The organism is Desulfobacula sp. (genome assembly GCF_021107415.1).
In genome coordinates this window covers 1-5,264 of the sequence record NZ_JAIOSW010000376.1, presented here as the reverse complement: position 1 = coordinate 5,264, position 5,264 = coordinate 1, and the positions used below count along the sequence as shown (strand labels likewise).

The following is a 5,264-nucleotide window of genomic DNA, read 5'->3' as shown; positions in this document are numbered from 1 at the left end:
GGATGACAAAAAAAACCAATCATGGAATGTTGTTTATTATTCAAAGAAGTTCCATCCATGATGGTCCGGGAGTAAGAACAGTCCTTTTTTTAAAAGGGTGCCCTTTGCGTTGTGTGTGGTGCCAAAATCCTGAATCGCAAAATACTGAAATAGAGCATAAGAACACTGTCTGTCCTGATGGTCAAAATTCAAAAATTACGATTGGTAATTTGTACAGCCCTGAGCAGGCCTTCATCGAAATAGAAAAGGATAAGATTTTTTATAAGCTAACTCGTGGGGGGGTAACATTTTCAGGAGGAGAACCCACACTTCAGCTAAGATTTCTTAAAGATTTAGTTCGCATTTGTAAATCAGAAAATATCCATATGGTGCTTGAGACATGTGGTTATTTTCAATATGATGCCGTAATTAAAACCCTTATGGATATTGATCTCATCTATTTTGATATTAAGATCATTGATAGCAAACAACATTTGAATTATACCTCCAAAACAAATACGAAAATAATACAGAATTTGAAAAATTTGTATTTAGAGCATCCAAATGTTCTTGTTCGATATGTCAGCGTTCCTGAACTGAATTCTAGAGAAAATCATTTAAACCAATTTGTTTCTTTATTGCAAAAATTGAAAATTAATGATGTATCAATATTAAAGTATAATCATTTATGGTTAGACAAAACAAAAGATTTGCCCCAAGCTGTCCATAGGATTAAAGATTACACATTTGAGGAAATTGAATCATGTTGGAAAAACTCAATCGCGGCCCTGGAGAAGAAGGGACTTTTGGTTGTAAACAAAGAATGAGCAATACAAAGAACATAACAGACCTTCTCCTGGATGATCTTCAAGACGCAGAGCGTTCTGTATGTATTGAAAGAGCATTGCTTTTAACTGACTTTAATAAAAAAAATAAGACTCAATTTCCATCAATTAATCTAAAGCGGGCACATGGGTTAAAGTATATTCTGGAATACAAGCAAAGCATTGTCTATGATAACGAGCGTCTTGTTGGCAATTTTACATCGAAACGGGTCGGAGCACCGTTTTACCCTGAAATGGTCGGCCTTATCATGATTGGTGATTATTACAATCCATTCACAGCATATAAAATGCCGTTACATTTTTCGTTTTTGGATCGTTTGAAAGTTTTATTCAAAATTTTTCCGTATTGGATCTTACGCAATGTCCTCGTCAAAACCTTTATCCCTAAAACAAAGAATCTACTCAGTATTCTAAAAAGCATAAAAAACCTAATCAATTATGCAGTAGTTCAATTAAACCCTAAGCACTATTTTCTTAATGAGATTGGTGGGATTATTCATTTAATTCCAGATTATGAGGGAGTATTAAATAAGGGTATTAGAGGCTTTCTTGAAGATGTGAAATCAGCCTGTCAAACAGCTATAAATGATGAAGAAAAAAACTTTTTACAAAGCCTTGAAATTGTAGCAGATGGTATCGTCAAAATGGCCTCCAATTTTGCAGCAGAAGCAGAAAGGATTGCTAAAACAAAAGAAATCAGCCAGAAACGAAAAGAAGAACTCCAAGAGATTGCACGAATTTGTAGAAAAGTGCCGTATCACCCTTCAGAAACTTTTCATGAAGCGCTTCAAGCCATACTATTCGTCCATATTGCGTTAGCTCAAGAAACACTTGATATGTCGATCAGCTTTGGAAGAATGGATCAATACTTATATCCTCTGTATCAGAATGAAATCAAAAATTATGCAGAAAAAAAGAAAATCAACTATGATGAAGCAAAGACCATTATTAACCATGACGTTCAAGAACTGTTAGAGTGCTTTTTCCTGAAAACCAATGAAGTGCTTCCCTTGTATAACCACTTGGTTTCTAAGGCCCATGAGGGCTTACCATCTTTTTATGCCGTTACAATTGGGGGCATGACACCTGATGGAAAAAATGGAGAAAATGAGTTGACCAGGATTTTTCTGGGAGTCATTAAAAAAATCCCCTTGAGACAACCCAATTATCATGTAAGATACTCTAAAAATTCAAAACCAGAATTTTTAGACGATGTGGTAGCCGTTATAAAACATACTGGTTTTACCCCCGCTATAATTAATGACGAAGCAATCATACCAATCCTTCAGAAACATTTACAACATTCAAATAATCTATCTGATAATGAAGCGCTTATTGAGGCAAGAAATTTTGGAACGATTGGTTGTGTTGAAATTGGTATTCCGGGAAAATCATACCCTATGGCTGATGCTGCTTTTTTTAACCTTCCTGTCTGCGTGGTTGAGGCACTTACAAAAGAAGAATATAAAGATATTTGTACAATAGAAAACTTAAAGAATGCATTTGAAAAACAAGTTCAACATCATGTGAATAAAATGATTCGTGAACTAAAACTTATTGAGCATGCCAGAAAAGATTTTTTTCCTCTTCCACTTGTATCTCTCATGGTAAACGGCTGTGTGGATAAGGCAACAGATATTACCTCAGGTGGTGCCAGATATAACTGGAGTTCCATACAAGCAATCGGAATTGCTGATACTATCGATAGCTTTGCAGCAATAGAAAAGTCCTTAAGGGAAGAGATATCACTTGAAACGATAAGAGATTCAATAAAAAATAATTTTAAAAACAGTGAAAAATTGCATCAGACGTTGATCAAGGCTCCAAAATTTGGACAAGATGATATGAGGGCTGATCAATATGCTGATTTTATACTTAATTGTTATACCTCAGCTCTTAAGAATTCGGGTAAGAATACTCGAGGTGGTAGTTATATTTCAGGGGGGTTTTCCAGTGGTGCTCACCAGCTTTTCGGCAAAAGAACAATGGCATTACCCAGTGGTAGAAAAAATGGTGTTCGATTTGCAAATGGTGTCTCTCCAAGTGATAATGCAGATTCATCGGTTATAACGACAACAATGAACTCTATCAGTCGATTAAATCCCAAATACTATGTGAATGGGTATACCTTTAATCAAAAAGTCGATCCGCCCTTAATGGAAAATGCAAAGATATTTGCAGGACTGATTAAAGCCTTTTTTATGCAGCATAACAAAGGAATCCAGATTCAATTTAATGTCATCAATGAAAAAATACTTAAAGAGGCACGCATTTTCCCTGATAAATACCCTTGGTTAGTTGTCAGGGTGTCAGGCTACAGTGCCTATTTCAAAGATCTTTCACCTCAAATGCAGGATGAGATTATCCAAAGGGCTGCAAAGGAATTGTAGATGTAGTCGCAAAAAACGATCTGGTCTTTGAAATAATCGATAAGGGGGGTAATGTTACCCTAAAGGGGTCAAAATTTAGCGGAGTTTGACAGCTTAACGGGCATTTCTCAAGTTTTAAAAGAAGGAGTAAAATATTTAAAGAATAATTACATTTGGAGGTATTTATGGAACGTAATATTATGATGCTTTTAGGGATACTGACGCTATGTTCTCTATACACCTGTACTGCAATTTCTTTTTTAAAATCCAGAATTCCTAAAAAAAGAAGAGAATATGAGCGTACTCGCCGCTTGCTAGGTATTACAGAATCTACACCAGAAAAAGAGGATGAAATTATTTCCGCTATCTTCCATGATGAATTCAATGGAAAGGATTATTTACTGCCTGTCCTTTTCGTGACCATATTCAGCGCGCTTGGCTTCTGGGTACTTTTTTCCGACCAGCCGCCCATCATATTAACAGGAATTTTTCATTGCAGTGATAAATCTGTGGCAGCCCTGACAAATTATGTAAATATGAGCCTTGTTTCTATTGCTATGGCCTTCCTTGGCAGCTACATCTGGTCCATCCAGTATATTGTAAGAAGATTAATCAATTTAGATCTTATCCCAAGTGCGTTTTACAGTATCGGAACCAGAATGATTCTATCAACTTTTATATCTGTGGTCCTTCACCATTTAATTCAGTCTTCTGATGGTAAATTTCAAAAAGAACTGCTTGATATTTTGCCCGTTCTGGCTTTTCTTACAGGCATATTCCCTCAAAAAATCCTAAAATATATTCAGGAAAAATCTCTCTTTATGCTGAAAAAAGAGAGCCGGGCCAATCCATTGCCTTTGGAAATGATTGAAGGTATGAATTTGTTCCATCGGGTACGACTTGCCGAAGTAGGTATTGATAATGCCCAGAATTTGGCAAATTCAAACATGAGGGAACTGATTGTGAGAACCCCATTTAATCCGCTTCTTTTGTTTGACTGGCTTTCCCAGTCAAAGCTATATATTTATGTAAAAGACAACATTGAATGTTTGCGCAAATCCTCAATCAGAACAAATTTTGATTTAATAGCAGCCCAGGAAAGAGACGAGCTTAACACGGTGTCCAAAGTGTCTGGCATAGATTTGGAAGAGCTTAAAACCCTATGCGGATCGGTGAAAGTAGATTTGGAAAACAGTTTTCTTGAAAAAATTCGTGAGAATCTGATTAGCCTATAGCTGTATTTTTAGTGTTAATAAAAGATGATTCTACCCCAATAAACTGGAGGCAAAGTTAGCTACTTTTTTTAGAAAATGTTCAACAAGAAAAATGAACCGGATTTCACCGGTTATTTTCATGGTTCACAGCAAAAAATTAAAAAAAGGTAACCATTTATTAAAAATGTCAGTATTGGCAAATCTAATAAATATCGATTTATCTTAAGGTTTCATCGTGGTATGGCTTCATCAAAATGAATTATGGGAGTATATAAACCCGGATGAGTGAGTTGCTGCAAAGCGTAGGTGCTTTGAATGGAGACAGAATAGTAAAAGCATTAAGTCGGTGAAAGGGATGAATTAAAGAATTGACAATCGTCCCAATTTTGGTACACTTTACATATGGATTATGATGACATTAAATTAAAGGTTCATTTTTATAAAGCCAGTTCAGGGGCGGAACCTGCAAGAAAGTGGCTTAAATTATTATCCCCGGCGCACAAGAAAGTAATTGGAGAAGATATTAAAACAGTTCAGTTTGGATGGCCACTTGGCATGCCTTTGGTAAAAAGCTCAAACTTCAATTTGCATAGTTCATGAATTGTAATTTTCAGTATTTTCTTAATTTTCAATAGAATGAGAGTACACACAATATACCTACAACATCTGAAAATTTTATAATCTCAACTTAAAAATGAACCAGACAAGCTGATTAAACTGCTTATTTGGGGGATAGTGTGTGGGAAGAATATAAAAAATGAAACCGGGAAAAAAAGATATTCCTCTAAAAATTAAGATAGCTGGAAGACAGCTTGAAGAATTGCAAAAACATACATGGCATATGTGTGAAGCTTTCG

4 protein-coding genes are annotated in these 5,264 nt (G+C 35.6%); all 4 read left to right on the top strand.

Going from position 1 to position 5,264, the window contains the following annotated elements; genetic code table 11:
* Window positions 1-806, top strand: an 806-nt coding sequence (locus tag K8S13_RS18850; RefSeq protein ID WP_291464960.1) for a radical SAM protein, incomplete at its 5' end; no start/stop codon positions are given.
* Window positions 743-3,214, top strand: a complete 2,472-nt coding sequence (locus K8S13_RS18845) for a pyruvate formate lyase family protein (protein ID WP_291464958.1) — start codon at window positions 743-745, stop codon at window positions 3,212-3,214. The genes K8S13_RS18850 and K8S13_RS18845, both read left to right, overlap by 64 nt.
* A gap of 164 nt (window positions 3,215-3,378) precedes the next feature.
* Entirely contained in the window at window positions 3,379-4,428 is a 1,050-nt protein-coding gene (locus K8S13_RS18840; RefSeq protein ID WP_291464956.1) for a hypothetical protein, read from the top strand.
* A gap of 381 nt (window positions 4,429-4,809) precedes the next feature.
* Window positions 4,810-5,007, top strand: coding sequence for a hypothetical protein (locus K8S13_RS18835; protein WP_291464954.1), 198 nt, complete (start codon window positions 4,810-4,812; stop codon window positions 5,005-5,007).
* Window positions 5,008-5,264: the final 257 nt, after the last annotated feature.

What these genes read in the sequence shown, in the direction of transcription:
- K8S13_RS18835 (WP_291464954.1), top strand. Translation starts at nt 4,810, where the DNA reads ATGGATTATGATGACATTAAATTAAAGGTTCATTTTTATAAAGCCAGT.
- K8S13_RS18840 (WP_291464956.1), top strand. Translation starts at nt 3,379, where the DNA reads ATGGAACGTAATATTATGATGCTTTTAGGGATACTGACGCTATGTTCT.
- K8S13_RS18845 (WP_291464958.1), top strand. Translation starts at nt 743, where the DNA reads ATGTTGGAAAAACTCAATCGCGGCCCTGGAGAAGAAGGGACTTTTGGT.